The organism is Arsenophonus apicola (assembly GCF_020268605.1).
GTDB classification, from domain to species: domain Bacteria; phylum Pseudomonadota; class Gammaproteobacteria; order Enterobacterales; family Enterobacteriaceae; genus Arsenophonus; species Arsenophonus apicola.
On sequence record NZ_CP084222.1, the window covers coordinates 345,377 to 371,884 of the forward strand.

The window sequence follows — 26,508 nt, forward strand, 5'->3', positions numbered from 1 at the left end:
TAAAATTGAATGGTTACCAGCCAAAATATGCCTAGGGTAAAGATTAGATTGTGCTGTGGTAAAGGTATATCGTCTGTTTTAATGCTATTTAGCGCACGAATTTATTAACAACTTACATTTTAAAAGCGCATACTAAATTGTTTGTTAATTGCAAACAGTATAGTTGCACGTAAAATAGTTAAGGTATATTAAAGTTAATATGAAAAGAAGAATATCATTTTTAGTGCTAATCATGCTGATCGTTGTTGCGATTGCAGTGTTACTTTATACACAAAATAAGCACCTGTTATTACAAGGGGAAGTGGATGCGCCTGAAGTCATCGTGACCTATAAAGCAAGGGGACGCGTAATTGAGCATCATATTGAACGCGGTGACATGGTAAAAAAAGGCCAATTATTGATCACCTTAGAAAGCCCGGAATTGCAAGCGCAACTAGCGGCATTGAGCGCAGTACGTGATCAAGCTAAAGCGCAACTTGATTTATCCTTAAATGGTACTCGCGAAGAGACCATTCGCAATGTTCAAGCGGCATTAAAACAGGCTCAATCTCAGTATACCAATGCAAATAACGAATATATAAGATTGAATAATTTATCGGGTAAAGGCTATGTTTCGGCTAATGAATTAGATAAAGCACGTCGGGCTAAAGATGTTGCTTTTCATCAGGTAAATAGCGCTCAGGCGCAATTAGATGAAGCGAAAAATGGTGATCGTATTGAATTGCGGAATAAATATGCCGCTGCATTACGACAAACCGAGCAACAAATGATCGAGTTACAGGTGCAAGTAGATGATTTACATGTTAAAGCGCCGGTTGATGGTGAAGTTGGCCCCATACCGGCTGAAGTTGGTGAATTATTTAATGCCAATAGCCCATTGCTAACACTTGTTCGTTTACCGCAGGCCTACTTTATCTATAATTTACGCGAAGATATTATGGCTTATGTTCGTAAAGGCGATAAGGTATCGATACGTGTTCCTGCTTTGCAAGACAAAATTATTACAGCGGAGGTACGCTATATTGCCCCGATGGGAGACTATGCAACTAAACGTGCAACACGAGCAACAGGAGATTTTGATTTAAGAACATTTGAAGTACGCCTTTATCCACTAGAGGCTGTTGAAGGGTTGCGTCCTGGAATGAGCGCTCTATGGGCTTGGGATAAATAGGTGTTTTTATGACCATAAAAGCGATATGGCCTAATTTTAGGTTTGCTTTTAATCAAGAAATCCAGATTGCTATTCGTAGCCCGATCCTACATTGGCTAAGTTGGATATTCCCATTACTGCTATTTATATTAGTAAGCGCTAACTTTTCTGAAGGAACCTTGTTAAATCTTCCAGTTTCAGTCGTTGATCATGACCATAGTCTATTGTCAAAAAAGTTAATTCGTCATTTAAATGCAGCGCCACATGCTGATATTAAAGCGATTGATGGCACACTTAATACTTCGTTATTACGTTTAGGCAGCGCTAAAGATTATGCTTTACTCTACATTCCTTATCATTTTGAAAAGGATGTTCTTACAGGTCGGCAACCGACAGTCAGAATGTATTATAATGCCTTATTTTATGCTTCTGGTAGTTATGCCATTCAAGATTTTAGAGGGGTAATCGCTGAACTGAATGCAAAATATCGTCCGATATTAGCCTCTTCAATGGGGCGTAATATACCTCCCCTAGCCAGAGTGACGCTATCTTATGATAGTTTGTTTAATCCTAGTGGAAACTATATCTATTATCAGCAATTTGCCGCTACCATCCATATGTTACAACTGTTTGTTATCACTTGTACTATCTATGTTATGTCGCGGGGAACGGCATTATTAACCCACAAAACATTTATCAGTGCGTTATTAGGCAAATTGGCGCCTTACACCCTTTTTTTTACCACCTTATTATTAATTGAAATTGCTGCACTCTCTTTTTTCTTCGACGCCAGGGTTGCCGGTAACCCATTTTACCTTTTTTTGGTAGGCTTTTTTTATGTAACGGCTGCTCAAAGTATCGGTATGCTGCTGTTTGTTTTTACCAAAAGTATTTTTACTGCTTATAGTTTGATCGGCATGTTAGTCAGTATTGCATTGGCTTTTTCCGGTTTTGCCATGCCAATAATGGCAACGGCTTGGCCCGCGCAGATCGTTGCAAATATTCAACCGCTTACCCATGCATTAAATGTGATGTTTGATATTCTTCTACGAGAAGTTTCTTTGCTACGTGTCATACAAGTCTGTTTAACATTGCTCCTTTATCCAGTTATTTGCGCTTTTTTGATTCGTAATCGCCTGTTAACAAGGCTAAGAGTGCAGGAGGCATTTTGATAAAGCAATATTTGATAACCTTTTATCGGGTATTACTTGGCATGTTGGCAAAGCCTATGTGGTTATTGTTGTTGGTTTCGTTATCAATTATGAGTTTGGTTTACATTCGGCCAGTATTGTGGGGTTTGCCGGTAGCGATTATTAATCAAGATCATAGCGCTGCTAGTCGCTTACTAATGGACCGATTAAATACAATACCGAAAATAAAATTACACAGTTATGATAATTTGGCCAGCGCCAGAGCTGATATGCGAGAACGAAAATTGTTTGCCATTATTCTTATTCCTATCGATTTTGAGAAAAGTTTACTAAATGGTAAAAATATTACCGTACCGGTTTATGGTGATGGTACTAATCGACTTGCTAGTGGACAAATACAGCAAGAAATTTCCTCCGCTTATCTTCAACTGTTAAACGAGTATAATATCCAACGGCTAAGAAATGCAGGGTTCACTGATCAACAGGCTAGTACATTATTAACACCCATTAAAGGAATAACAGAACCTCTATTCAATCCAGGCCCGAGCTTCGCTGCAATTGTTTTTCCAGGTTTATTGGTCATGTTATTACAACACTCACTGTTAGTCGCTTGTGTGAAAGCCTATATTGACGTTCACAAAGTGGCAAACGGCAAAGTCTCTGCTGCTGTTTATCTAGGTGCATGGTCAGCATTGTTGCCCATTTGGTTATTTCTGTCGGCCATCTTTTTTGCGCTCTGGCCCTGGGTATTAGGTTACCGACAAGAAGCGCCACTTTATCAGCTTTTGATCGTCACCTTACCGTTTTTATTGGCGGTTTTGGGGTTAGGTAAGTTTGTTACCGAATTTTTACGTAGTGTCGAAATGATTCATCTGACACTGGCTTTTCTAACTACGCCGGTATTTTATATTTCAGGCGCTATTTGGCCATTACAAGCAATGCCGGATTGGGTAAGAATGGTGGCTTATTCTTTACCTTCAACATGGGCAATAAAAGCGATAGCAGGTATTAACCAACTTGATTTAAGTTTATCTGACGTGGGTATTGATATTGTGATGATGCTAATATTAGGCACAATTTATGCATTACTGGGCATATTGATCAATATGCTACGTAGTGGTGAACTGCGCCAGTTCAGCCACCATGTCCGTTGTTTATTGAGAAGAAAAAAACGTTCTTAATTTTTATGCTATAAGAGATAAACCGGCTGCACGTCGCCAATAACCGTTGCAATCTAAATCATTAGTTAATGTTAGTGGATACTCACCCTGTTGATTAGCTCTGAATTGTTCCAAAATGGTGAGTGAATCTAGATTTTCGGCAGAGATGCGGACAATATCGACTAATCCGCTCATTGAAGTTTGTTCATTGCCTAGATTATAACAGTAGCCACTTTGCGCCTGAATACCATTAAGGGTAAAGAGCAATTGATTTTCCTGGGAAAAAACTTTTCTGCCCTGGGGATATTTTTCACAACAAGTCTCACAATTATCTTTATGGCGATTTTCTGAGCGGGCAGTAAAACAGCGAGCTGATAGTGCCAGTGGTAAATGCCCATAGCCAAATACTTCGACTTCAAACTTGTGGCGAAATCCTAGCTGTTCACATTGATAAAGCAGATCTTGTAACCAATCACGAGAAAGTTCAATTGGTAAGCACCAGCGTATCATGCCTTGGCGATAGAGTAGTCGTAATGCATAAGCATTGTAGCAATTGAGCCCATAACCTGCCATAAAGGGTATTTTTTGCTCAATAAGCTGATTAACCACACCGAAATCGTGCGCTTCCACTAAAAATTCACCATTATCGACCAATTTAGCGATTTGTCTAAGTTCGGCCGCGTTTTGTAATAAAGACAAGCTAGAAATTACCACTTGTTTGCCATGCAAAGTGATTTCTTTTGCCAGTTCAAGCCAGTCAGCTACTTGCATTTGCCGACGCTTATTACAAACCGTTTCACCGAGATAAATAATATCGGCGCTACTATTAATCGCTTGTTGATAAAACTGAATTAATGTCTCTTTTGACCAATAATAAAGTACTGAACCTAAGGAATATTTCATTTTTTCGCCTTATCCTACTGCCATTTACGATGATAAGCACCTAAGGTGGTTTGTTGACCTTCGGAAAGATTTTCCAATACATTTATCCATTTTTGATTGGTGATGAATTTTTTAGGATCATTTTTGCAATGATCAATAGCTTGTCGCCAGATATGGGTCACATCGCCAACATAAGTTGGGCTGCGTTGGCGGCCTTCAATTTTGACAGCGGCAATATTTGCCAGCATCAGTTCTGGTAACAATTCCAGTGTATTTAGGCTGGTAGGCTCCTCTAATACATGATATTTTTTTCCATTGAGACAGTATCTTCCTTTACAAAGAGTTGGGTAACTCGCATTTTCATTATTCGAATAGCAATCGATTAAAATATCATTTAAACGTGACTCCATACCTTTATCGGTTTGTTGCCAACGTACAAATCGGGCAGGTGAACAAGCACCTACGGTATTTGGTGATTCTCCTGTCAGGTAAGACGAAAGATAACAGCGTCCTTCTGCCATGATACAAAGGCTGCCGAAAGCAAAAACTTCCAATGCGACAGGACTAGTTTGGGCTAACTGTCTGACTTGATGTAATGATAGAACACGAGGAAGAACAATTCGTTGGACGGCAAAATTACGCTGATAAAATTGAATCGCCGCAATATTTGTCACTGAAGCTTGAACAGAAACATGACGTTCAATATGGGGATATTTATTAGCAGCATATTCTAAGATAGCCAGATCAGCTAGGATCAAGGCATCAACACCGATTTCCGCAGCCATATCAACGGCGGATAGCCAGCGACTAAAACCGTTAGGGTGAGCAAAAGTATTGATAGCAACATGTAATTTGCAAGCATGATCATGAGCATATTTGACTGCTTCAACTAATTTTTTTTCGCTAAAATTTAAACCAGCAAAATGACGTGCATTAGTATCGTCTTTAAATCCAATATAGACTGCATCAGCGCCATTATCGACAGCTATTTTTAAAGCAGGTAGATTGCCTGCCGGACATAATTCCATAGGTGATCCTAGCGTATAGTTAGATGTCTATCGATTGTAGTCAAGGTGTAATATTGTTGTTTTGACTTAAACCAGATTACTTTCTTTTGTGAATTGATTTTGCTAGATGGAGCATAAAACTGAATGGTATTAATCGATTGTTGGTTAAATTTTGATGTGGGTTCAAAGATATTAATTAATAATTTGGCAGAATGGATAATTGTCATTAATGCTTAAAGATATATCATAAAAGTGTAAGAGGAATTTGGATCGTGTTAAAGAAAATTCGCCAGCAGCTTATCCAGCAAGGACCTAAATTGATGTGTTTACCTTTAAAAGTTACGCCTTTTATCTTAGAACGTCAAATTCTGGAGCAATTATTAAGCTGGCAATTTCAGCAGGCACTAAACGATGGTGAACTGGATTTTTTGCACAATAAATGGCTTAAAGTTGAGGTTATTGATGTGCAGCTTGTTTGGTATATTAGCCAGCAGGCAGGTAAGATCATCGTCAGTAAAGATCAACATGCAGATGTCAGTTTTTGCAGTGGAGCGAATGATTTAGTTTTAATTGCTGCGCGGAAAGAAGATCCTGATACCTTATTTTTCCAACGTCGCTTACGCATAGAAGGAGATACAGAGCTTGGTCTGTATGTAAAAAACCTGTTGGATGCCTTTGAATTAGAGACAATGCCAGCAATTTTACGCTTTGGTTTATTGCAATTAGCTGATTTGATTAAACTAGTACAAAATGAAAATATTGATTATAAAGAGCGTGCATTATCATGCTAATTCGTGTTGAAATTCCGGTTGATGCGCCAGGCATTGATCAATTATTACGTCAAACATTTCCCACCGGTGCTGAAGCTGATTTGGTACAAAAATTGCGTGAGGACGGTTTATTCGTATTGGGAATGGTGGCTACTGATGATAAAGGAAAAATTATTGGTTATATCGGCTTTACTTTAGTCGATGTCAACGGTGATAAGCAGTGTCAATGGGTCGGATTAGCGCCATTAGCCGTTGATAGCGCTTATCAGCAACAAGGTATTGGGGCAAAATTGGTTTATGACGGATTAGATAGTCTAAATGAATTTGGCTATAAAGCGGTAGTGGTGGTTGGCGATCCTAATTATTACCGTCGTTTTGGTTTTACGCTTGCTAAGCCGCATGGGCTTGTATGTAAATGGCCTGGAATGGAGGCCTATTTTCAAGTTTATGCGTTAGATAATGGTAAGTTAGCCGATTATGCAGGGCTAGTTAATTTTTCGTCTTATTTTGATGAGTGCTAATGGGGCAAGGTAACTAGCCAAATCTAAAGGCTGGTCTGCGACAAGTTGTTCTTTTTGTACTTTGGTTAATTGTTTTATTTGGTATTCTAGGGACAAGGCGTCTGAATGGCAGGCTAGCTGGCATTGGTATACTAACAAAAGAGGCGATTTTCCTCTTAACGCTTTAGCGCCTTTGCCTAAGTGATGTTGTTGCAGGCGGCGCGTAATATCTGTGGTGATGCCAGTATAAAGTGCATTTTGTCTATTTCTGATCAGGTAAATTGACCAAGGCTTTTTCGTCATATTGGATTGATTAAATTAGATTTTTAATTAAGTTAATAAAAAATTCTCTACTGATTTTGTCGTGATGATTTACCCTAATAAGGCGTATAAACGCTATTTTAACCAAGTTAAAACAATTATTTTTGTATGTTATTCATTTTTTTTGAAAGATAGCAACAAAAAAAACTAATCCAAAATTTTAAGTAGTGCCTATACTATGATCTATATCACAGGAATAACCAATAATATTTCTGAATGATAATAATCAATTAAGGAGTTTATGATGAAAAAATTACCCGCTGCTTTAATTTTGGTTTTAGGTACGTTGTCATTTGGTGCAATGGCAGATCAGGCAAAAGAAGTAATAGAAACCCCTGCTCAGCAGTCAATAGGAATTGTCTCAGTAGCTGCGGGAGAAACGCCTACTAGTGCCGTTCAGCAGTTAGCTGAAGAAGCCACCAAAAAAGGAGCAACTATTTATCGTGTTACCTTTTTAGCTTATACACAAAATAAAGTACAAGCTAATGCTAGAATCTATGGTAATAGCCAAACTACTGCGCCTGTCTATAGATAATTGGCAGTATAAATTATCGGATGATGATAGCAGCTTTAATTTTTGATAAAAACACGCTGAATAATTATTTTTTCAGCGTGTTTTTACTTAAGGAGAGATATTATCCACTATGTTTGCTGATCAATCATCAATGGCTATTATGCAACAATACCTTTCTCGTCAGCATGTTTTTTCACTATTCACCTCTTTTCAATCAGATAGTTGGCCGGCCATCTGTTTTTATACCTTCAAAGCTCAAACGATGTCATTATATTTTCTGACCGAAACGACTACTCGTCATGGTGAGTTAATGCTTAAAAACCCAATTTTAGCCGGAACTATTTGTTGTCAAAGCAAAACCATAGCCAACATTCAAGGGATACAATTTATTGGTAAAGTCCATTCGCTGACTGGCAAACAAGAACAGCACGCCAGGCAAAATTATAATCGGCGATTTCCGGTTGCTATGGCGGCCAGTATTCCTATCTGGCAATTATCTTTACAACAGATCAAAATGGTCAATAATAAGTTAGGTTTTGGCACTAAACTGATTTGGCATCGTGACACTTAACCTAATTTATGGATCACTTGATTATGACTACCTCGCCATAATAGATTGGGTTCATGAAGCGCTTGAATGAATTTACCATCGACTAATACATCAAGATAGTTAACGACGGCGCGTTGATTAGCGGTTAATTGGTCAAGGGTATAACCGGTCCAGAGCCAAATATCTTTATCTGGGCATTCAAATTTGATGCGTTTAACCAGTTGTAAAACTGCTGCTACATTTTGTGGATGCAGTGGGTCGCCGCCAGAGAGAGAAAGTCCTTGGCGAACGATCCTTTGATCTTGCAGATCAGTGATAATTTGATTTTCTATTGCTTGGGTAAACGGTTTACCTGAGTCAATTTTCCAGGTGCTTTTATTGTAACAACCTCTACATTGATGAAGGCAACCTGCGACAAATAACGTACAACGTGTTCCTGGGCCATTAACCACATCAACCGGGTAATATCGATGATAATTTATAATGTTATCCAAGTTGACCATTTTTTAAGTGTTTAACGCGTCGTTTAACTTCTTCTTGTTTACCGCTATTGAATGGTCTGGCATCGGGGCTACCAAGATAACCACAAACACGGCGAATAACCGAAACGCGGGTTGGATCATGATTATCGCAAGATGGGCAGACAAACCCTTTACTAGTACAGGCAAATTCACCGGTAAATCCACATTCATAGCACTCGTCAATCGGGGTATTGGTACCATAATAGGGAATATGATGATAGCTGTAATCCCAGACATCTTCTAATGCTTTTAAGTTATGTTGTAAGTTTGGATATTCACCGTAGCAGATAAAACCACCATTAGCTAACGCTGGGTAAGGTGCTTCAAAGTCAATTTTATCGTAAGGATTGACCTGTTTTTCGACATCCAGATGGAAACTATTAGTATAATATCCTTTATCAGTAACACCGTCGATTAAACCGAATTCAGCCATATCTTAGCGACAAAATCGGTCACATAAATTCTCACTGGGAGTACTATATAAGCTAAATCCATAGCCAGTTGCTGCTTTCCAGCGATCGGTTGCTGCCCGCAGATGTTTAATGATCTGATAGGCTTTTTGCCGCAGAGTTTCATCATCAAAAACATGTTTTTGCGTGCCATAAAGTGCATTGATTGTTTCATGCAGACCGATATAACCTAAAGAAATCGATGCACGACCACGTTTGAAGATTTCAGCAATATTGTCTTCCGCTTGTAAACGAACGCCACAGGCACCCTCCATATAGAGTATGGGTGCGACACGCGCTTTGACATTTTCCAGTCTGGCGATACGCGTCATCAGCGCTTTTTTGGTAATTGCCAATCTGCTATCTAGGATTTGATAAAATTGTTGTTCGTTACCTTTAGCCTCAATGGCTATCCGAGGCAAGTTAATACTGATCCCTCCGAGATTATTACGTCCTTCATGGATACTTGGCCTTGCTCTTCATAAACGCCTAAAAAACTGCGGCAACCCATCGGAGTTTTGAAGGAGCCAGTAACATTTACTACTTGATCATAGTTAAGAATATCTGGGTACATCCGTTTGCTGGCACATTCTAATGCTAGTTGCTTAATATCGTAGTTTGGATCACCATATTGGTGATTGATCCCCTTACGGATAGCAAAAACTAATTTTGGGAATACCGCGGTTTTACGATTTTTACCCAGTCCAGCTAAACGATTTTGTAAGATCGATTTTTGGATTAATCGCGACTCTTTTGAGGTTCCTAAGCCAAATCCAAAGGTAACAAAAGGTGTTTGACCATTTGCGGTGTGCAGTGTGTTGACTTCATATTCTAGTGATTGAAAAGCGTCATAACACTCTTTTTCTGTTCTGCTGTCAGCGTAGCCCAATTGGTCGGCAATTTGCCATTCTTTGGCAATTTTTAAGTGTTTTTTATAGCTCGCCTGGACAAAAGGAGCCAAGACTTCATCGATACGATTAATGGTTGTACCACCATAAATATGGCTGGCCACTTGAGCAATAATTTGTGCCGTGACGGCGGTGGCGGTTGAAATCGATTTTGGTGGCTCGATTTCAGCATTACCCATTTTAAAACCTTTGGTTAACATCCCTTGCAAATCGATAAGCATACAGTTAAACATTGGAAAAAAGGGTGAGTAATCAAGATCATGATAGTGAATTTCACCACGTTCGTGTGCCATAACGACATCACGCGGCAAAATATGTTGTTTAGCATAATGTTTGGCAACAATGCCGGCTAATAAATCGCGTTGAATTGGAATTACCTTGCTATCTTTATTTGCATTCTCATTGAGTAACGAAACATTGCTTTGCTCAATCAAGCCACGAATTTCGTGAGTGAGGCGACTACGTTGTTCTCTGGCAATATCCCGATCATGGCGATAGGCAATATAATTTCTGGCCAGATCTTAATAACGACCTGCCATCAGTTGATTTTCAACCGCATCTTGGATTTCATGAATATCAACGGTTTGACGGTTGCCTAATTGTTGTTCGACGACTGAGGCGACAACTGCACAATAATGATCATCGCATATCCCATTGGCAGTGGCTGCACGCATGACGGCTTGTTTGATCCGATTTTTATCAAAAACGACCTGACAGCCATCGCGTTTAATAACTACTGTTTTCACAATAGGCTCCTCTAATAGTTATCCACAATTAAATCACAATTAAATATGCAGCATTAATTTGTGGATAAATCTGTCTATAAATTCTATATATAGTGCTTTACTATATATTAAAGCACAATATATAGTGCCTGGTGTTTATTTAGCAGGACTTTTATTGATCTAAAACAAAGAAATTGGATGTTGTTTGTTTTTTGGCTAAATGTTAATAACAACGGAGAGGTTTAAGTGGTTAATTGTGGCAAAATCTTTATAGAAAAGGTTTCTATAAAGATTTAGTTAAGTAAATGGTTAAATCATTGGCGCTGACTAAGTTTTATTAACCATAATACCAAAGTGAGTGAAATTTATTAACGAATAGCTATCGCTTCAATTTCAATGCGAACATCTTTTGGTAAGCGAGCAACTTCGACGCAAGAACGAGCAGGATAAGGCGCATTATGTTTATTAAAAAAAGCTTCATAAGTGGCATTTACGCTCGCAAAATCATTCAGATCTTTAACAAAAACGGTAGTTTTAACAATATTAGCCACACTGAGACCCGCTTTTTCCACAATAGCTTGAATGTTTTCCAGTGACTGTGTTGTTTGAGCAGTAATGTCGTCAGCTATTTCACCGGTTTTCGGATCAAGCGGAATTTGGCCGGATGTAATAATCATGCTGCTAAGATCAACACCTTGCACATAAGGGCCGATAGCTGCTGGCGCGTTTTCAGTTTTGATTTCGTATGACATAAGTTATTCATTACCTTGTAGTCTAAAAGTTAATCATCAATTTACTAGCACCACTATCTTAGTGGTCTACATATATAGGGGTTATATAATAGCGCATTACATATTATTAATTACCGCATGTCGATCAAAGGTTTTTTCACAATATTTGCATGTCAGAATGACTTCATTATGCCGCTGTTTCACGTTAAAACTGCTCTTGACTGGCTCATTGTTACTAATGCAATTACTGTTAGGGCAGATCAAAACAGCATCAATTTGTTCAGGTAAGCTAATTGATAGCTTTTTTTCCACTTTATAGTCTTTAATACAGTTAACGGTGGCATAGGGAGCATACATTGCCAGTTCGTTGGCTTGTTCGGGTGTGAGAAAGGTATTTTCAATTTTGATCAGATCTTTTTTACCTAAGTGATTAGAAGGTAGATTTAAACCTATGGTAATACGCTGATCAGTTTGCGTTAATTTAAACAGCGAAAGTAATTTAAAACCCATTTGGGCAGGGATATGGTCGATAACAGTACCACAGCTAATTGCTTCCACTTGTAATTTGTGGTTATTTGCCATAATTGTATGCCTCAGAAATTAATGGTTTTGTTAAGTATCAACGCTAAAAGTGCTTGTCGTGCATAAATACCATTACCGGCTTGCTGAAAATAGTAAGCATGGGATGTTTTATCAACATCAGTAGTAATTTCATCAATACGTGGTAGAGGATGTAAAACTTTCATGCCAGATTTAGCAGCGGCTAATTCATGGCTGGTTAAAATAAATTGGGCTTTAACATTGGCATATTCGGAAGTATCTAAACGCTCTTTTTGTACTCGTGTTATATATAGAATGTCCAGTTTTGGCAACACCGCTTCTATGTTGTCATGTAAGCTATAAGTTATCCCTTTTTCTTCTAACAGATGTAGTATATGGGCCGGCATGGCTAAAGCTTCAGGTGCAATAAAATAGAAATGATTATTGTCAAATTTTGATAACGCTTGGGTTAATGAATGAACGGTTCGGCCATATTTCAGATCACCAACCATCGCAATATGTAAATTATTTAAGCTGCCTTGGCTCTCTTGAATGGTGAATAGATCAAGTAGTGTCTGTGTAGGATGTTGATTGGCACCATCACCCGCATTTATGACCGGGATTTTTCCTGCAAACTGAGCTGCTAAACGTGATGCACCTTCTTGTGGATGGCGGATAACAATGGCATCAACATATTGGCTAATAACCGATATGGTATCTGCCAGGGTTTCCCCTTTTTTACCTAACGAAGTATTATTGCTATCGGAAAAACCCACCACAGAAGCCCCTAAGCGGTGAATAGCGGTTTCAAAAGAGAGGCGGGTACGGGTGGAAGCTTCAAAGAAACAACTAGCGATCACTTTATGTTTTAGCAAATCCGGTTGGGGATGTTGTTTTAGTGACGTAGCAACCTCAAGTACAGCGAGTAGATCTTCACGTTTTAAATCATTAATCGAGATTATGTCTCGAAGATACAACGGATTAACCATCGTGTTGTTCCTCCTTTCTTTGTGCCATATCTAATTGTTATGCCAAAAAAAAGCCCCTCATTGAGGGGCTTGAATAAATAGGGTTAGTCGAGGATGAAATGCAATAACTAAATAGCCCATTGGCAGCAATGCGTATATTGATTCTTTTAAGCATTGGTTATGCATTTTTTCTCCCACAAAAATTTGGGCGCATTATACGCCGCTCTGTCAGTATAGCAAGTGATTGTGGAAAGAAAATTGATAAAATTTTTTTAAAATATAATGTATTGAATATAAATAAAATTTTTCGCAACCTAACAAAAAAATTTTTGCTAATCGTATTGAGGCCGATTTTGGCAAAATTAACTCTATAATGCTTAGCCATTAATAATTTGGTTGATGATCTGTTTTTGATTATTTACTAATCAATAAACAATTTTATTAATCAACCTTTTTTTGTTCATATTCATTCAAATAATTATAAATGCATAGTCATTCATTAAACATAACTTGGTAATTTTACTCATTTTTTTATATTTAATTTAGATTCAAAGCATGATCATAAAAAATCCAAATCAATCTGTGTATAAATTTCTTTGTTGTAATAGTAGCTCTCCTTCGTTGGCTATGGGAGAATGCAAAAGTTACTGTCATATTAATACAGAGGGAGCGCGACATGGTTAATAAAAAAGTACTAGGAGAACAGCAGGAAGATACCCGTTTGGATGTTGAAAATGTAGCGACGGATAGCAGTGATCCTAATGTGTTTTATGAAATAGAGCATTACCTTTCAGTTGAAGAGTTGGCGTCGTTTAAAAAAGCCTTATCAGAACAGCAAATTTCCACAGAAAATTTGTTACTAGATAAAAAAGCCGTCGCAGAGCAGCGAGCAGAAACGCATTCAATCATTGAAGAATTGTTGGAAGATGGTAGTGATCCGAACGCTCTGTATGAAATTGAACATCACTTTTCGTCCAAAGATTTTAAATTATTGGAAAAAGCGGCAATAGTGGCATTTAAATTAGGTTATGAAGTGCACGATGCTGAAGAGCTAGAAATTGAAGATGGTACGGTATTGATGTGTTGTGATGTCTATCGAGATAGTGCACTTGATGCAGAATTAATTAATAAACAAGTTGTGCAATTGATGATGTTAACGGAAAAAATTGGTATTAACTACGATGGTTGGGGTACCTTCTTTGAAGATCCTAATTATGATGATGCAGAAGAAAAGCCCGTTGAACCGAAAGCATTACATTAGAATCAAATTGTTAGAGTGGACAAGAATTATTAATCAGCTGATAATGCGGATTAAGCTGAGTAAGTAATGGTTAGAGTAAGTTTGTGAGTAAACAACACTGCTACATTAGGTAGTAGTGTTGTTACTTCTTCATAGTGAGCTAATAGTTGCTTTTTGATTAGTCAGTTTCTGTTTTGCTGCTAATTGAATTGCTAAGCGTTCACGCTCTTTTTCAACAACCGCAGCAGGTGCTCGGCCGACAAAACTATCATTAGCTAATTTGTTTTCAATCGCTGCTATCTCTTTGGCCAGTTTATCCAGCTCTTTATCTAGCCGTGCTAATTCGGCATCTTTATCGACTAAATCTGCCATTGGGATCAACACTTCCGCGCCATCTATCAGTTTAGTCACAGCAAGGGGGGTTGGTTGCAGTTCAGCCAAAATAGTAATTGAGCTAAGACGAGCCATCGCTTGAATAAAATTCAGATTTTCTGTCACACGTCGTTTTGTTGCAGGGTTAGCGCCGCGTAATAACAGATCTAATGACTTGGCGGGTGAAATATTCATTTCTGCCCGAATGTTTCGTATAGCGTTAATGAGCTCTTTGATCCATTCCAAATCATGGCGTGCGGCTTCATCAACCTTGTTGGCCTCAAAGATTGGAAAAGGTTGTAACATGATAGTGTCTTGTGAGATGCCCTTAACCACTTTCACCCGCTGCCAAATAGTCTCGGTAATAAATGGAATAATAGGATGCGCCAGCCGTAATAAGTTTTCCAGTATTTCAATCAAGGTATAACGTGTCGCACGAATTTCTGCCTCATTTCCCTTATGAATCGCGGGCTTAGACAGTTCTAAATACCAATCGCAAAATTGGTTCCAGGTAAATTCATACAAAATATTGGCAGCCATATCAAAGCGATAAGAATCTAGTGCTTCACGATACAGTTTTACCGTTTGGTTAAATTCTGCCATGATCCAGCGATCAGCCAGCGAAAAAATCATTTTTCCACCATGCTGACCACAATCTTGTCCTTCAGTATTCATCAAGACATAACGACTCGCATTCCACAGTTTATTACAGAAATTGCGATAACCAGTAAGGCGTTTCATATCCCAATTGATGTCTCGCCCGGTCGATGCTAATGCTGCCAGTGTAAAGCGTAAAGCGTCGGTACCATGTGCTTCAATACCATTCGGATATTCTTTACGCGTACGTTTAGCAATTTTTTTAGCTAATTGGGGCTGCATCATATTGCCAGTACGTTTCGTCACTAGATCTTCCAAGGAGATACCATCGATCATATCGAGCGGATCGATGACATTGCCTTTGGATTTTGACATTTTTTGCCCTTCTTCATCCCGGATCAGGCCTGTCATGTAGACGGTTTTAAAAGGAATTTGCCCTTGGCCATTTTCATCTTTGATGAAATACATCGTCAGCATGATCATGCGGGCTATCCAGAAAAAGATAATATCAAAGCCACTAACTAACACATCGGTGGGATGAAAAGTTTTTAACGCTTCACTATTTTCTGGCCAACCTAATGTTGAGAAGGTCCACAGACCGGAAGAGAACCAAGTATCTAATACATCTTCATCCTGATGTAGACTAATGTCAGCACTGAGATTGTTCGTTTGACGAACTTCATCTTCGTCATGACCGACATAGACATTACCGACTTCATCATACCAAGCGGGAATTCGATGCCCCCACCATAATTGGCGTGAAATACACCAATCTTGGATATCCTGCATCCAGGAAAAATACATATTCTCATACTGTTTAGGAACAAACTGAATACGGCCATCTTTTACCGCCGCAATGGCTTGTTCTGCTAATGGTAGAGTACGAACGTACCATTGATCAGTCAGCATAGGTTCAATAACAACGCCGCCACGATCGCCATAAGGAATAGTAAGTTGATGTGGCTTTATGGCAACTAATAATCCTAGTTTTTCTAATTCGCTTACCATTGCCTTACGAGCAGCAAAGCGCTCTATTCCTTGGTAGGATGCAGGGATTGTCGTTGTATAAATCGTGCTAGGGTTGCCAGCGCTGTCAAATACTTCAGCTTGTTGGCGGATATGTCCATTGAAATCGAAAATATTGATCATTGGCAACTGATGACGTTTACCCACTTCATAGTCGTTAAAATCGTGCGCTGGGGTGATCTTCACACAGCCGGTGCCTTTTTCCATATCGGCGTGTTCATCACCGACAATAGGAATACGACGATTAACCAAAGGTAGTAAAATTTGTTTGCCAATTAAATTCTTGTAGCGTGGATCGGCGGGATTAACTGCCACGCCCGTATCACCAAGCATGGTTTCTGGTCGAGTAGTAGCAACAACCAGGTAATCTTGGCCTTCCGCCGTTTTTACACCATCAGCCAGGGGATAACGTAAATGCCACATAAAACCGTTAACTTCTCGATTTTCAACTTCTAAATCAGAAATAGCGGTATGCAGTTTAGGATCCCAGTTGACTAATCGTTTGCCGCGATAAATAAGATCATCTTGATAGAGCCGAATAAATGCTTCTTTTACTGCTTTGGAGAGGCCTTCATCCATGGTAAAGCGTTCACGTTGCCAATCAACAGAATCACCCAGTCGTCGCATTTGCTGAGAAATATTACCGCCTGATTCTGCTTTCCATTGCCATATTTTTTCAATAAACGCTTCTCTGCCATAGTCATGACGAGTTTTATTCTCTTCCGCGGCAATTTTACGCTCAACAACCATCTGCGTGGCTATCCCCGCGTGATCTGTTCCACTTTGCCAAAGCGTGTTTTTTCCTTGCATGCGCTGGTAGCGAATTAAGGTATCCATGATTGTTTGTTGAAAAGCGTGCCCCATATGCAGGTTACCCGTGACATTTGGCGGTGGGATCACGATACAAAAACTCTGTTTGCTGTTATCACCATGCGGTGCAAAATAACCATTTTTTTCCCAGTGTGCATATAAAGGTTGTTCAATTGCCGCTGGCTGATAAGTTTTGTCGAGCGATGGCTCAGACTGAGTTTGATTTGCGGGTTTCTTTTCCATCTTGCGTCGTTATTTATTAAGTTGTTGGTGGTGCTGCCATGATCAAATTAAAACCCATACTGCGATAAGTTTTGTATCGTTCGCGCGCCAACTGTTTCAAATGTTCATCAATTGGTACAAAGTCTATCACTTCATGGAATGCTGTGGCAAAGTCTGCGAATGTTAATTGTAGATTTATCAATATATCTCTGGCTGAGCTACTGCGTTTTGTTGGCCAACAAAGCTCAACAGGCGCGCCATAGCGAGGGCCCTCACCTGCTAAATTATGCGGGACAAATTGATGAGGTTCTCTTTGCCAAAGTATTTCATCCAATTTTTCGGCTTGAATTTGATCTTCACAAGCAATTAAAACCCGTTTACCCATCCGCCAGTTTTCTGCTGCTAGCTGACAGGCTAACCATTCATGACTTTCAAGTTCTGCTTGTGAAGATAGCTGCTCTATCAAATAGAAAGTTGCTTTTTTCATCGCATTACGCTTATGAAAGGGTATTGTTTACAATACCCTATTATAAATTCACTGGTCAATTATTCGTCACAGTTTATATAAGCACGATTTAACAAAAATTGAGCAAGTAATGCCACAGGACGGCCTGTTGCTCCTTTTGTTTTTCCTGATTGCCAAGCTGTTCCTGCAATATCTAAATGTGCCCAGTGATATTTAGTGGCAAAACGTTCTAGGAAGCAACCAGCGGTAATTGCACCACCCGCGCGTCCTCCTATATTGGCAAGATCAGCAAAGTTTGAATCTAACTGCTCATAAAACTCTTCAGCCAGAGGTAGACGCCATGCTTTATCGCCCGCTTGCTTAGCAGCATTAAGTAATTCATGGGCTAAAGGATTATGATTTGACATTAATCCACTATAGTGATTACCAAGGGCAATGATACAGGCTCCGGTTAAAGTTGCAACATCAATTACCACATCAGGATCAAAACGTTCTATATAAGTTAGTGTGTCACAAAGCACTAGTCTTCCTTCTGCATCCGTATTGAGGACTTCCACTGTCTGGCCCGACATGGTAGTTAAAATATCACCAGGCCGATACGCTTTACCGCTCGGCATATTTTCACAGCCAGCCAATACTGCAATGACGTTAATCGGTAATTTTAGTTCAGCAACAAAGCGCATAACGCCATAAACAGTAGCGGCTCCACACATATCATATTTCATTTCATCCATGCCATCGGATGGCTTAATAGAAATCCCGCCAGAGTCAAAAGTTAATCCTTTACCGACCAACACAATCGGTTTAGCCGTTGGATCGTTACTTCCTTTATATTCCATAACTGACATTAGCGATTCATTTTGTGAGCCTTGCCCGACAGCTAAATAGGCATTCATCGCCAGCTCTTTCATCTGTTCTTCGCCGATCACTTTGGTGGTAAGATTTTGATAATTGTCGGCCAACTGACGTGCTTGTGAAGCTAGATAGGCCGCGTTGCAAATATTGGGCGGCATATTAGCTAGATCTTTTGCTGACTTAATACCTATAGAGACAGCAAGGCCGTGCGAAATAGCGCGCTCGCCATTGGCTAAATCACGGCGTGTTGGGACATTAAAGACGATTTTACGTAAGGGACGGCGTGGCTCGCACTTATTACTTTTGAGTTGGTTAAATACATATAACGTTTCTTTAGCAGTTTCGACTGCTTGGCGAACTTTCCAATAATTATTGCGGCTTTTTACATGCAACTCAGTTAGAAAGCAGACGGCTTCCATTGAGCCGGTTTCATTTAAGGTATTAATTGTTTTTTGGATAATCTGTTTATATTGACGCTCATCGAGTTCACGTTCTTTACCGCATCCAACTAACAGAATACGTTCAGATAATATATTAGGAACATGGTGAAGTAATAGCGTTTGGCCGACTTTACCTTCCAGTTCTCCGCGGCGTAGTAAGGCACTGATATAGCCGTCACTGATAGTATCCAGTTGTTCGGCTATAGGGGATAAGCGGCGAGGTTCAAATACGCCAACAATAATACAGGCGCTACGTTGTTTCTCTGGGCTACCGCTTTTTACACTAAACTCCATGCATTCTCCTGAATTTTAAAGACAAAGATTGATACTATCGCTAAAATTAACGAACAGTATAAATTTACCTTATGAAATAGCTGCTTTATGTTAAACTAACCCAATGGTTTACCGATAGTAATAGATTACGACTAAGCATATTCTGTTGGTTGATCCAATAGTTAATGCTACATTTATCATCATGATACATTGTCACCATTAAGAAAACCAAAATATTGTACTTAACTGTAACTATACGATGAAGTTAGCTATTTTGCTGCAAAAAACAAGTTTTCCACAGGTGTAATTAGTGTGATTATAATTCGATATTTAGTTAAGGAAACGCTGAAAAGTCAAGTTGCAATACTTTTTATCCTGATTTTAATTTTTTTTAGTCAAAAAACAATCAATATATTAAGTTCAGCGGTTCAGGGAAATATTCCTTCCGATTTAGTTTTTCCTCTGCTGGGGCTTGGTATCCCTGAAATGGCACAATTGATTTTGCCATTAAGTCTGTTTCTTGGACTGTTAATGACTTACAGTAAACTCTATATCGATAGTGAAATTACTGTTATGCATGCCTGTGGCTTAGGTAAAAAGGTATTAGTGATAGCGGCTTTAATTCTGGCATTATTTACCGCTTTCATTGCGGCAGTCAATGTAGCATGGATGTTACCCTGGTCGGCAAAATATCAAGAACAAGCATTAGCCGATGCGCAAGCCAATCCTAGTTTAGCTCATATGGTTGAGGGACGATTTAAAACCACCAAGGATCAAAATATTGTTCTGTATATTAGTAATGTAAAAGGTAAGAATTTTACTGATGTCTTTATGGCACAATTACGCCCGGCTAATAACCAGCGCCCTTCGGTGGTCATTGCAGAAACTGGACGTATCCGAGAGGATCAAAACGGTAATCAAATTGTGGTATTAGATAAAGGAACTCGCTATGAAGGTACTGCGTTATTACGCGATTTCCGCATAACAGATTTTAAAGATTATGAAGCGGTGATCGATCATAAAGAAACGGCAGTGACAGGCGATAAAATCGAGCAAAAGGATATGTTGCAATTGTGGCATGCCACAGATGCTGAATCAAAAGCGGAATTTCATTGGCGTTTAACATTGGTGGTAGCGGTACTAATTATGGCTTTGATGGTTGTGCCATTAAGTGAAGTTAACCCCAGACAGGGACGAGTGTTAAGTATGTTACCGGCTATGTTGCTTTATTTAATTTTCTTTTTATTACAAAGTACGTTGCACTCTAATGCAGAAAAAGGTGAAATTGATCCCAAGATAACCATGTGGTTAGTGAATGCGGCTTTTCTGCTATTAGCGCTCATATTAAATATTTGGGATACCGTTATGATGCGTCGACTACGTGCTAAGTTCTCCAAAGGAGGCGCCTGATGTTTGGTGTATTAGATAAATATATTGGGCGTACTATTCTCTCCTCGATCCTAATGACTCTTTTTATGTTGGTGTCATTATCGGGCATTATTAAATTTGTTGAGCAATTGAGAAAAGTCGGTGATGGCGACTTTACCACTTGGAGTGCTGGGATTTTTACTTTATTAACCGTTCCCAGAGATATTGAAGTTTTTTTTCCGATGGCGGCGCTGTTAGGCGCATTACTTGGTTTAGGAACTCTGGCAACCCGTAGTGAATTGGTGGTGATGCAGGCGGCTGGTTTTTCTCGCCTACAGGTTGCGATGTCAGTGATGAAGACCGCGATCCCTTTAGTGATCCTAACGATGGTGATTGGTGAATGGGTTGCACCTGCGGCAGAGCAGTGGGCGCGTAACTATCGGGCGGAAAAAATTGTCGGTCGCTCGTTAATGGTGACAGATAGTGGTTTATGGGCTAAAGATGGTAATAATTTTATTCATATTCAGCGTGTTATCGATAAAAATGAAATAAAAGAAATCTTCATCTACCAATTTGATGCACAGAAGAAACTGCAAGCGGTTATTTTTGCTGCTTCAGGTCGCTATAATTCTGATACTCACCAGTGGCATTTGTCACAAGTAGATAAATCTTTGATTAATAATGAAAAAGAAATTACTGGCTCACAAAGTTTATTGATGGATTGGAAAACCAATCTAAGCCCAGAAAAATTAGGTGTGGTTTCTCTGGAGCCAGATTCGTTAGCAATAAGAGGACTATATAAATACGTTAAATATCTTAAGGAGAGCGGGCAAGAAGCGTCAGTCTATCAATTAAGTATGTGGAAGAAAATTCTGTCACCGCTTTCGGTAGCGGTCATGATGTTAATGGCACTATCATTTATTTTTGGACCGTTACGAAGAGTTGCAATGGGGGGAAGGGTATTGATCGGTATCTCAGGGGGATTTGTTTTTTATCTGCTCAATGAGGGTTTTGGTAGCCTAAGTTTAGTTTATGGTGTTCCGCCACTGATAGCAGCAATGTTACCCAGTGTACTATTCCTTGGATTTAGCATTTTATTATTAATGCGGCGGCAATGATGAGCTTTAGCATTATGGTTAGGTATATTATCAATCCGTTACCATGTTGATAAAAATTTATTTCCTCTTGTTCGGCTTAGCCCTGATCAGGACTTTCTAGCAATTTTTTAACCAGATTTACTGCAAAATCTTGTTTAGTTGGCTGGAAAGGGTCGTTATTGTGATTGATAGTGAGTGCGGCGGTTAAATCATTGACACCTTGGGTTAACCGACTAAATTTACTGCCTTTTTTGCGTGAAATCACAGCAAAGATACCAATACGTTGTTGTGGGATCATGGTCATATAGGTATTAAAACCGCCACCGCCACCGGTTTTTTGATAAATGCCAGGAATGCCATCTCGTGGATTCATATAAACCCATCCAAGGCCAATACCATCGGCATGGCCAGCAACGTCCATCCCTTTAATGTCGGTAAGCATATCGCGAGCAAAATAGATCGCTTGTTCACGTTGAGCGGTTTGTTTACTAACCTGGCTATGGGTTGACAGAAATTGTTGCATCCATCTTTGCATATCAGCTGGTGTTGAATAAACACCACCACTGCCAGCGGCAGCTAACGTACTAATACATGGACTGGATTTATAACCAACCATTAGGCGAGAACATTGATGGCTAGTTGGTGTAAAAGTTGTATCGTACATTGCGGTTGGTAAGGTGATTTTTTCGGCAAAAAGTTGTTTATAAGATTTTCCTGCCGCTTTTGCCAAGGCATCTGCTAGTAGATCATAAGCCAGATTAGAATAGGCGGCTTTGGTTCCTGGCAAACACTTAATTTTTGCCTTCTTCAACCATGCCCAACGATTTGTTTGGGTTGGCCAAACAAATACTGGCCGGCCGATTTTACCGCCAGGTTGTTCCCTTGGTAAACCGCTGGTATGACTAGCCAGATGATATAAGCGAATTGGCTGTTTGCCATTATAAGTAGGAATATACGTACCGTGATAGCTATAGTCTTGTAGTGGATCAGTAATTCGTAATTTTTTATCCGCTTCTAGTTTGATCATTACTTCACTGGTCATCAATTTTGTTAATGAAGCAATGCGGATCAGTGACTCAGGACCAGGGGTTTTTCGGCTGCCTGGTGCAGTTTCACCATAGTAACGGGTTATGATCTGATCATTATCGATAACAACGATTGCCATCCCTTGGGGATTTGTTTCAGTAAAAATCTGGCTAGCAAAACGATCTACCAAATCAGTCGTTTTTTCTGTAGCGGGTTGATGACGATTAAGAATTTCCAGCGTTGTGGGTGAAGATGATGCAGTTTTGGTTGAGGTAAGTTTTGTTTCTGCTGTTGATGACGAGCAGCCAGTAAGTGATAAAAATAGAGTAAAGGCTGAAAAGAATTTTAGGCAAAATAGTTGCATTCTTAATAAACCAATATGAATAAATTTTTATAAACAATCGCCTGATAAATGTTCAATTTTTCATGAAAGCCTTCATCAGACACCTGAATAAAAATCAATTATGTTATCGATGCTATACGTTTTAAATAATATAACACTCTAATTATAGAGAAATTATGAATATAAGCTACAAAACTATTCTCTGATGTTCTATTGCTAGCATAATAGTCTGGAAAAATTGGTTGGATAAAAGAGTAGTCATAAAAAACTACTCTTTATTATTGAAATGAGGGTAGAGCAGAGATTAACGTAAAAAGCTTTTGGCGCTATCTTGCATAGCATTGATGGTACTGCTTATAATTTTAACGAAGTTATCATAGTTCGCATTGGCCGTATTGTAACGTTGTGACATCTCATCTAACATGGCTTGATAATCTTTTTTAGTAGTATCAATTGCAGTGTTGATCAGATTGAAACGTGCCTGGGAGATCTCAAGATTATCTGTGGCTGGTAGTTGCAAATTTTCCACTACTTGAATAACACGCGCTAATGGTTTGGGATCAATTTTGATTTTAATTATAATACCTTGCGTTAAACTTTCCGCATTGATTTGAGCTAAATCTGGCGCTTTCATTAAGGTGCCGGTAACTTTTTGTTCAAAAGATTGGCGATAGCTTTTCATCAGTGCCAATGCTTGTGTTTCGGTGTAATGCACACCGCTATTATCGCCAACTTTTTGATAATCACCTTCCGCCAGTTTGATAAATTTAATTTCTTGTTGATAAATGATCCCATCCGGTTCTTGCGATAATTTAGCGTGTAATTGTCGTAAATCCTTCAGCATTTTCTGTTGTTTAAGAGTAATAAAGTTATCTTTTGAGCTTTCACTGACGTAATTACTAACATCAGAAAGTAAGCCACTAATCTCCTGAAATTTTTCCATACTATTTTTAAATATATCGCGATAACAGTGCAGATAACTCTTATTGGCATCTCTAATAGTTTGTTGAATATCATTAAACACCACTATTAATGAGTTATAATTATTTTCTGCTAAAGTTTGCTGTTGTTGTGTGAATTGTTGTGCTGTAGGTAATGATGCGTTACGTGACTGATAATAACTTTTGGCAACCGGGGGAGGATTTTTATCCGATAATAGTCGAGCAAGGTTCGTTTGGCCATTATCTCTTAGAGCCTTACCTTTTTCTACTAATGCTTCACCTTTTTTTATTAGTGCTGGATCTTTATTTATTTTTCCATTTATTATATTTTGCGTTCCATTTTCTATCTCTCTATTGCCATTTTTTATATCGTTTAGCACATCATCTACGGCAGAAAGATATGCATTTTTTTTATTTTGCAATGTATTAGATGGATTGTTAGCAGTAAAATCAAGATCATATTCTATTGTCTCAGACAATAAAGTAGTTAATGCTGGTGGTAACATAGATGGAATATTATTTAATGCATTATTATTTAATGAAGTATTAGCATTGATAACTGTATGCGTAGCATTATTGTGCTTTATCTCTGTAGAAAATGCGGCAGTTTGTGGTGTTGAATTTGTTGAAATTATCATAAAAATTTCGTCTAGTTATTGATCATTGAATAAGTGCTAACCCTAAGCTCTAATATTACCTGAGATAGTGGATACAGTTTGTTGGCTATATTCGATCATTTTATTGAGAATTTGGATCATTTTATTCTTTACCTCTTCATTGATATTTTCTTCCCGTTGATGAGTTTCGCCTGTAGCATTATTAATTTGTTGCTCAGTTTCTAAAATACGCTGGTTACCCTGTTCTTTAATTTGCCCAGAAGCTAACGGTTGTTGAGTCATTTGGCTGATTGGATTTGATAAGTTGCTAACGGCATTTCCGGCTATCAATGAGCTATTTTGTAGACTGCCAATACTGTTGCTGGTGGTTTGCGCTAGCCCTTTAAGACTGATCCCTGCGCCGGCAACTGTCATTCCTAGACTTAAAGAACTTCCGGCGATAGCACTTGTCAACAATGAACCCGCTTCGGTGTATTTACTGTCTTTGACTTTTTCGCTGGATTGTAATGTGGCAATTTTAAGTTTATCGCCATTTTCACGGCTTTTGGCATTAAGTTCTCTTAATGTCGCTGATATCTTATTCAGTAACGCTAGTAATTGCACATCACTAGTACCTAATAAATTCATTACCACAGGCGGTGATTTTTCTAAACGATCGATTAACGCCTCGGCATCTTTTTCCACTGTTGGTAGAGAGAGTAGCGGTAAATTGGTTTGATTGATTTGCTCTTTGGTTGTTTGTTCAATCTGCTGTTGCGCTGTTTTACTAGCCAAGATCTGAGATGCCTTTTTGTCAGATATTTGGTTAGGTTCTGTGATGTTTTTAACATCCGGTGTAATTATTGGTGAAACAGAATGTTTAGTTATTGAAGGAGTAATAGTTGACATGATTAAGTCCTTTTTATGCCCTGGTGTTTAAGTTATGAGTAATATATTTTCCGGTATGTAGGCTTTGGCTGCCCATTTCGCCTATTTTACGCATTAACTCAGTGACGGTTTCCATCTCCTTGGCAAAATTATCCATCACTTGGTTAAGCAGTTTATCCAGTTGAGCCATTATTTGGTTAATGACCGTTAAATCGCCTAATCGTTTAATAACGTCAGCTTCCAAATTTGTAGCGTGGAGATTTAAGCCGGCACTAGAATTAGCATTAATCACAGAAAGACCAATTAAGCTTTTTTGTACCATTTAGGCATTAATATATTGAGTCAGTTTATTTTTCAGATTTTTAATTAATACATTATTGATGGTTTTATCCAGCAAGTTGTTAAATACTTGCTTGATAGTGAAAGCAATCATTTTGCTGGTGTCGTTGCCGACGATGCGTACTAAGTTACTCAATAGATTATTGATCATTTTGTCCAGTAAGTGCTTTAGAGCCCGTTTAAGCTTGTCCGCAATAATTTTGCCGATCATTTTACCCGCCACACTGGCCAATTTAGCTGTGCCAATGGCGGCTGCAACCATTGTGACTGCAACGATAATCGTGGCGACAATGTCGGTTATTTCCTTGGCCTGTTTTTTCAGTTCGGCAATTTCACTTTCTGATGCTCCATGTAATTTAGCTTCACTAACCGCGATTTGGCATAGAAAGTCAGAGATCCACTCTGCCACTTTCATCATGGCTTCACCGACTGGCTTTAATGCCTGATTCATAAAGGAGCCACCACCGGCTGCCTGACAGATGGTATCCGCAGCCAGTAAGGCGATGCCAATAGCGGCTAAAGCCAGACTGGCACCACCGGTAAAAGCAGCGGCCACTACACCGACCGCCGCAATTAACCAGGAAAAAATTTGACTGCCAATCGCCATCCATTCACGGGCTTCTTCTGCTTTACGAATTTTTTCATCAATATCTTGTGCACGTTTTTCTGCCTGGATTTCAATCATGCGTTGCATTTCTTGCAAAATTTCTCGTTGGCTACTCATGCTTTCCAATGTGAGTGAGCCAAGCAGTTCACGCATTT

25 protein-coding genes and 1 pseudogene are annotated in these 26,508 nt (G+C 39.0%); 10 read left to right on the forward strand and 16 right to left on the reverse strand.

Going from position 1 to position 26,508, the window contains the following annotated elements; genetic code table 11:
* Positions 1-199 precede the first annotated feature (199 nt).
* Genes LDL57_RS01450 through LDL57_RS01460 form a run of 3 tightly spaced genes read left to right on the forward strand, consistent with a single transcriptional unit; the run spans position 200 to position 3,482 of the window.
* On the forward strand, positions 200-1,171 hold the full coding sequence (locus LDL57_RS01450) for an HlyD family secretion protein (protein WP_180558493.1): 972 nt from the start codon (positions 200-202) through the stop codon (positions 1,169-1,171).
* A gap of 8 nt (positions 1,172-1,179) precedes the next feature.
* Positions 1,180-2,322, forward strand: a complete 1,143-nt coding sequence (locus tag LDL57_RS01455; protein ID WP_225506856.1) for an ABC transporter permease — start codon at positions 1,180-1,182, stop codon at positions 2,320-2,322.
* Positions 2,319-3,482, forward strand: a complete 1,164-nt coding sequence (locus tag LDL57_RS01460; RefSeq protein ID WP_375141947.1) for an ABC transporter permease — start codon at positions 2,319-2,321, stop codon at positions 3,480-3,482. The genes LDL57_RS01455 and LDL57_RS01460 overlap by 4 nt, the downstream gene beginning before the upstream one ends.
* 3 nt (positions 3,483-3,485) lie before the next feature.
* Here the strand turns inward: LDL57_RS01460 and LDL57_RS01465 are convergent, their stop codons facing one another.
* Complete coding sequence (locus tag LDL57_RS01465; protein WP_180558492.1) at positions 3,486-4,364, reverse strand: U32 family peptidase; 879 nt, start codon at positions 4,362-4,364, stop codon at positions 3,486-3,488.
* A 14-nt stretch (positions 4,365-4,378) separates the two neighbouring features.
* A complete protein-coding gene (ubiU, locus tag LDL57_RS01470) occupies positions 4,379-5,371 on the reverse strand; it encodes a ubiquinone anaerobic biosynthesis protein UbiU (protein ID WP_180558491.1) in 993 nt (330 codons plus the stop codon).
* Positions 5,372-5,622: 251 nt separating this feature from the next.
* Between ubiU and ubiT the strand changes: the two genes are divergently transcribed.
* Together ubiT and LDL57_RS01480 are read left to right on the forward strand one after the other, a co-directional pair.
* Positions 5,623-6,141: a ubiquinone anaerobic biosynthesis accessory factor UbiT gene (gene ubiT, locus LDL57_RS01475; protein WP_180558490.1), complete on the forward strand. Its 519-nt coding sequence runs from the start codon at positions 5,623-5,625 to the stop codon at positions 6,139-6,141.
* Positions 6,135-6,641 (forward strand): GNAT family N-acetyltransferase, encoded by a 507-nt coding sequence (locus tag LDL57_RS01480; RefSeq protein ID WP_180558489.1) that lies wholly within the window; start codon positions 6,135-6,137, stop codon positions 6,639-6,641. The genes ubiT and LDL57_RS01480 overlap by 7 nt, the downstream gene beginning before the upstream one ends.
* Here LDL57_RS01480 and LDL57_RS01485 read toward each other — a convergent pair.
* Entirely contained in the window at positions 6,606-6,923 is a 318-nt protein-coding gene (locus LDL57_RS01485) for a GIY-YIG nuclease family protein (protein ID WP_180558488.1), read from the reverse strand. The genes LDL57_RS01480 and LDL57_RS01485 overlap by 36 nt on opposite strands.
* 262 nt (positions 6,924-7,185) lie before the next feature.
* On the opposite strand from LDL57_RS01485, the gene LDL57_RS01490 reads away from it, so the two are divergent.
* On the forward strand, positions 7,186-7,476 hold the full coding sequence (locus LDL57_RS01490; protein ID WP_225506858.1) for a YdgH/BhsA/McbA-like domain containing protein: 291 nt from the start codon (positions 7,186-7,188) through the stop codon (positions 7,474-7,476).
* Positions 7,477-7,585: 109 nt separating this feature from the next.
* Positions 7,586-8,026 (forward strand): YhbP family protein, encoded by a 441-nt coding sequence (locus tag LDL57_RS01495; RefSeq protein WP_180558486.1) that lies wholly within the window; start codon positions 7,586-7,588, stop codon positions 8,024-8,026.
* On the opposite strand, the gene nrdG is transcribed toward LDL57_RS01495, so the two are convergent.
* The 5 genes and pseudogenes from nrdG to pyrB all read right to left on the reverse strand — a co-directional run bounded on the left by nrdG (position 8,023) and on the right by pyrB (position 12,868).
* Positions 8,023-8,487: an anaerobic ribonucleoside-triphosphate reductase-activating protein gene (nrdG, locus tag LDL57_RS01500; protein ID WP_180558593.1), complete on the reverse strand. Its 465-nt coding sequence runs from the start codon at positions 8,485-8,487 to the stop codon at positions 8,023-8,025. The genes LDL57_RS01495 and nrdG overlap by 4 nt on opposite strands.
* 4 nt (positions 8,488-8,491) lie before the next feature.
* Positions 8,492-10,629, reverse strand: a pseudogene (gene nrdD, locus LDL57_RS01505) (anaerobic ribonucleoside-triphosphate reductase).
* Positions 10,630-10,976: 347 nt separating this feature from the next.
* Positions 10,977-11,360 (reverse strand): RidA family protein, encoded by a 384-nt coding sequence (locus LDL57_RS01510; RefSeq protein WP_180558485.1) that lies wholly within the window; start codon positions 11,358-11,360, stop codon positions 10,977-10,979.
* A gap of 96 nt (positions 11,361-11,456) precedes the next feature.
* Complete coding sequence (gene pyrI / locus LDL57_RS01515; protein WP_180558484.1) at positions 11,457-11,921, reverse strand: aspartate carbamoyltransferase regulatory subunit; 465 nt, start codon at positions 11,919-11,921, stop codon at positions 11,457-11,459.
* A gap of 11 nt (positions 11,922-11,932) precedes the next feature.
* Entirely contained in the window at positions 11,933-12,868 is a 936-nt protein-coding gene (pyrB, locus tag LDL57_RS01520) for an aspartate carbamoyltransferase (RefSeq protein WP_225506860.1), read from the reverse strand.
* Positions 12,869-13,700: 832 nt separating this feature from the next.
* Here pyrB and rraB point away from each other — a divergent pair.
* Positions 13,701-14,108 carry a ribonuclease E inhibitor RraB gene (gene rraB / locus LDL57_RS01525; protein ID WP_225507440.1) on the forward strand — a complete coding sequence of 136 codons (408 nt, stop codon included), beginning with the start codon at positions 13,701-13,703 and terminating at the stop codon, positions 14,106-14,108.
* Positions 14,109-14,237: 129 nt separating this feature from the next.
* Here rraB and LDL57_RS01530 read toward each other — a convergent pair whose 3' ends face one another.
* The 3 genes from LDL57_RS01530 to pepA are packed head-to-tail and all read right to left on the reverse strand — an operon-like array spanning position 14,238 to position 19,169.
* Positions 14,238-17,135 (reverse strand): valine--tRNA ligase, encoded by a 2,898-nt coding sequence (locus LDL57_RS01530; protein WP_180558481.1) that lies wholly within the window; start codon positions 17,133-17,135, stop codon positions 14,238-14,240.
* A gap of 16 nt (positions 17,136-17,151) precedes the next feature.
* A complete protein-coding gene (locus LDL57_RS01535) occupies positions 17,152-17,601 on the reverse strand; it encodes a DNA polymerase III subunit chi (protein ID WP_180558480.1) in 450 nt (149 codons plus the stop codon).
* 59 nt (positions 17,602-17,660) lie between these two features.
* Entirely contained in the window at positions 17,661-19,169 is a 1,509-nt protein-coding gene (gene pepA, locus LDL57_RS01540; protein WP_180558479.1) for a leucyl aminopeptidase, read from the reverse strand.
* Between the two features lie 291 nt (positions 19,170-19,460).
* On the opposite strand from pepA, the gene lptF reads away from it, so the two are divergent.
* Both lptF and lptG read left to right on the forward strand, forming a co-directional pair.
* A complete protein-coding gene (lptF, locus tag LDL57_RS01545) occupies positions 19,461-20,558 on the forward strand; it encodes an LPS export ABC transporter permease LptF (RefSeq protein WP_180558478.1) in 1,098 nt (365 codons plus the stop codon).
* On the forward strand, positions 20,558-21,634 hold the full coding sequence (lptG, locus tag LDL57_RS01550; protein WP_225506862.1) for an LPS export ABC transporter permease LptG: 1,077 nt from the start codon (positions 20,558-20,560) through the stop codon (positions 21,632-21,634). Before lptF ends, lptG begins: the two co-directional genes overlap by 1 nt.
* A gap of 76 nt (positions 21,635-21,710) precedes the next feature.
* Here lptG and ampH read toward each other — a convergent pair whose 3' ends face one another.
* The 5 genes from ampH to sctE form a co-directional block, all read right to left on the reverse strand.
* The gene (gene ampH / locus LDL57_RS01555; RefSeq protein WP_180558476.1) at positions 21,711-23,003 is read right to left on the reverse strand and encodes a D-alanyl-D-alanine-carboxypeptidase/endopeptidase AmpH; all 1,293 of its coding nucleotides are present in this window, start codon (positions 23,001-23,003) and stop codon (positions 21,711-21,713) included.
* Between the two features lie 283 nt (positions 23,004-23,286).
* Positions 23,287-24,561: an IpaD/SipD/SspD family type III secretion system needle tip protein gene (locus tag LDL57_RS01560; protein ID WP_225506864.1), complete on the reverse strand. Its 1,275-nt coding sequence runs from the start codon at positions 24,559-24,561 to the stop codon at positions 23,287-23,289.
* A 42-nt stretch (positions 24,562-24,603) separates the two neighbouring features.
* Positions 24,604-25,428 (reverse strand): hypothetical protein, encoded by an 825-nt coding sequence (locus LDL57_RS01565; RefSeq protein WP_225506866.1) that lies wholly within the window; start codon positions 25,426-25,428, stop codon positions 24,604-24,606.
* Positions 25,429-25,441: 13 nt separating this feature from the next.
* Positions 25,442-25,729, reverse strand: a complete 288-nt coding sequence (locus LDL57_RS01570) for a deoxyhypusine synthase family protein (protein WP_180558473.1) — start codon at positions 25,727-25,729, stop codon at positions 25,442-25,444.
* The gene (gene sctE, locus LDL57_RS01575) at positions 25,730-26,506 is read right to left on the reverse strand and encodes a type III secretion system translocon subunit SseC family protein (protein WP_180558472.1); all 777 of its coding nucleotides are present in this window, start codon (positions 26,504-26,506) and stop codon (positions 25,730-25,732) included.
* Positions 26,507-26,508: the final 2 nt, after the last annotated feature.

What these genes read in the sequence shown, in the direction of transcription:
- pyrI (WP_180558484.1), bottom strand. Translation starts at nt 11,921, where the DNA reads ATGGCAAATAACCACAAATTACAAGTGGAAGCAATTAGCTGTGGTACT.
- LDL57_RS01450 (WP_180558493.1), top strand. Translation starts at nt 200, where the DNA reads ATGAAAAGAAGAATATCATTTTTAGTGCTAATCATGCTGATCGTTGTT.
- LDL57_RS01465 (WP_180558492.1), bottom strand. Translation starts at nt 4,364, where the DNA reads ATGAAATATTCCTTAGGTTCAGTACTTTATTATTGGTCAAAAGAGACA.
- ampH (WP_180558476.1), bottom strand. Translation starts at nt 23,003, where the DNA reads ATGCAACTATTTTGCCTAAAATTCTTTTCAGCCTTTACTCTATTTTTA.
- LDL57_RS01495 (WP_180558486.1), top strand. Translation starts at nt 7,586, where the DNA reads ATGTTTGCTGATCAATCATCAATGGCTATTATGCAACAATACCTTTCT.
- ubiU (WP_180558491.1), bottom strand. Translation starts at nt 5,371, where the DNA reads ATGGAATTATGTCCGGCAGGCAATCTACCTGCTTTAAAAATAGCTGTC.
- LDL57_RS01485 (WP_180558488.1), bottom strand. Translation starts at nt 6,923, where the DNA reads ATGACGAAAAAGCCTTGGTCAATTTACCTGATCAGAAATAGACAAAAT.
- pyrB (WP_225506860.1), bottom strand. Translation starts at nt 12,868, where the DNA reads ATGGTTAATCCGTTGTATCTTCGAGACATAATCTCGATTAATGATTTA.
- LDL57_RS01530 (WP_180558481.1), bottom strand. Translation starts at nt 17,135, where the DNA reads ATGGAAAAGAAACCCGCAAATCAAACTCAGTCTGAGCCATCGCTCGAC.
- pepA (WP_180558479.1), bottom strand. Translation starts at nt 19,169, where the DNA reads ATGGAGTTTAGTGTAAAAAGCGGTAGCCCAGAGAAACAACGTAGCGCC.
- LDL57_RS01455 (WP_225506856.1), top strand. Translation starts at nt 1,180, where the DNA reads ATGACCATAAAAGCGATATGGCCTAATTTTAGGTTTGCTTTTAATCAA.
- LDL57_RS01565 (WP_225506866.1), bottom strand. Translation starts at nt 25,428, where the DNA reads ATGTCAACTATTACTCCTTCAATAACTAAACATTCTGTTTCACCAATA.
- LDL57_RS01535 (WP_180558480.1), bottom strand. Translation starts at nt 17,601, where the DNA reads ATGAAAAAAGCAACTTTCTATTTGATAGAGCAGCTATCTTCACAAGCA.
- LDL57_RS01570 (WP_180558473.1), bottom strand. Translation starts at nt 25,729, where the DNA reads ATGGTACAAAAAAGCTTAATTGGTCTTTCTGTGATTAATGCTAATTCT.
- LDL57_RS01510 (WP_180558485.1), bottom strand. Translation starts at nt 11,360, where the DNA reads ATGTCATACGAAATCAAAACTGAAAACGCGCCAGCAGCTATCGGCCCT.
- LDL57_RS01560 (WP_225506864.1), bottom strand. Translation starts at nt 24,561, where the DNA reads ATGATAATTTCAACAAATTCAACACCACAAACTGCCGCATTTTCTACA.
- LDL57_RS01490 (WP_225506858.1), top strand. Translation starts at nt 7,186, where the DNA reads ATGAAAAAATTACCCGCTGCTTTAATTTTGGTTTTAGGTACGTTGTCA.
- LDL57_RS01480 (WP_180558489.1), top strand. Translation starts at nt 6,135, where the DNA reads ATGCTAATTCGTGTTGAAATTCCGGTTGATGCGCCAGGCATTGATCAA.
- lptG (WP_225506862.1), top strand. Translation starts at nt 20,558, where the DNA reads ATGTTTGGTGTATTAGATAAATATATTGGGCGTACTATTCTCTCCTCG.
- sctE (WP_180558472.1), bottom strand. Translation starts at nt 26,506, where the DNA reads ATGCGTGAACTGCTTGGCTCACTCACATTGGAAAGCATGAGTAGCCAA.